Here is a 1333-nt window from a genome sequence, read left to right on the forward strand (position 1 = left end):
CTAGGGCGTGTTTGAGAACTCCGGGTGTGGGGCTGGCTGGTGTCATGCTGATGATCTTCTGTGGGTCGTGGGGATCTTTCGGATGAGCAGTGGGCGGTGCTGGGGCCGTTGCTGCCGGTGGCCGGGCGGGGCCGGCCGGCGGGGTGTCGGCGGCGGTTGATCGATGGGATCCGGTGGCGGGTTCGGGTTGGTGCGCCGTGGCGGGACCTGCCGGTGGAGTACGGGCCGTGGCAGACGGTCTACGGGCTGTTTCGGCTCTGGCAGCGTGACGGGGTCTGGGCCGAGGTGCTCACGGCGTTGCGCGCTCGGGCGGACGCTGCCGGGCTGATCACCTGGGAGGTGTCGGTGGACTCGACGGTGTGCCGGGCCCACCAGCACGCCGCGGGGGCCCGCCGCGACGGTGACGCCCAGAAACAGCCGCCTGGCGGGGTGTCGGTCGAGCCGGCCGACCACGGGCTGGGCCGGTCCCGCGGCGGCCTGTCCAGCAAGATCCATCTGGCGGTCGAGCAGGGGCAGAAGCCGATGGCGGTCCTGGTCACCGCCGGCCAGCGGGGTGACAGCCCCCAGTTCACCGCCGTGCTCGACGCGATCCGGGTGCCCCGTCTGGGCCCGGGCCGGCCACGGACCCGGCCCGTGCGGGTCCGCGCGGACAAGGCCTACTCGTCGAAGGCGAACCGGGCCTGGCTGCGCCGCCGCGGGATCGCCGCCACGATCCCCGAGAAGGCCGACCAGATCGCGCACCGCAGACGGCGCGGCCGCCACGGCGGACGGCCACCCGCCTTCGACGCCGAGGACTACAAGGCCCGCCACGCCGTCGAGTGCGGGATCAACCGGCTCAAACGCCACCGGGCGGTCGCCACCCGCTATGACAAGCTCGCGGTCCGCTACGAGGCGACGATCCACCTCGCGGCGATCGGCGAGTGGCTCTGACCCGGCCCCGGCGGCGCTGCCATGCTGGGATCCGACACCGGGCAGCACGGACAGGAGCCGGGCCATGGCCGCCGAACGCTACCGCGCGGACAGCGAGAACGGCGACCACGTCGCGGACCCGTCCGCGCGGACCCTGACCCGGCTGATCGCGACTCTCGACCTCGCTGACAACACGTTCGTCGTGATCCAGCCCGACGACGAGGACCCGGACTGGTTCACCTCCGTCGTGCTGCTCGACCCCCACACCTACGAGGTCGAACGCCGCGACCAGCGCACCAGCGAACACGGCAAGGCGACCATGACCAACCCAGCCACGATCGCCCACGACCTCACGACCTGGATGACCAGCCGCGACCTCCCCGACCAGCCACCCAGGCCAACCCACTTCCAAAACACGCCCTAG

2 protein-coding genes are annotated in these 1333 nt (G+C 72.2%); both read left to right on the plus strand.

Annotated features, from left to right (window positions below):
* The first annotated feature begins 60 nt into the window (after nt 1-60).
* Nucleotides 61-930 (plus strand): IS5 family transposase, encoded by an 870-nt coding sequence (locus I6A81_RS41225; RefSeq protein ID WP_203008530.1) that lies wholly within the window; start codon nt 61-63, stop codon nt 928-930.
* Nucleotides 931-994: 64 nt separating this feature from the next.
* Nucleotides 995-1333 (plus strand): hypothetical protein, encoded by a 339-nt coding sequence (locus I6A81_RS41230; RefSeq protein ID WP_203008532.1) that lies wholly within the window; start codon nt 995-997, stop codon nt 1331-1333.

It is taken from the genome of Frankia nepalensis (assembly GCF_016786325.1).
Taxonomy (GTDB): Bacteria; Actinomycetota; Actinomycetes; order Frankiales; family Frankiaceae; genus Pseudofrankia; species Pseudofrankia nepalensis.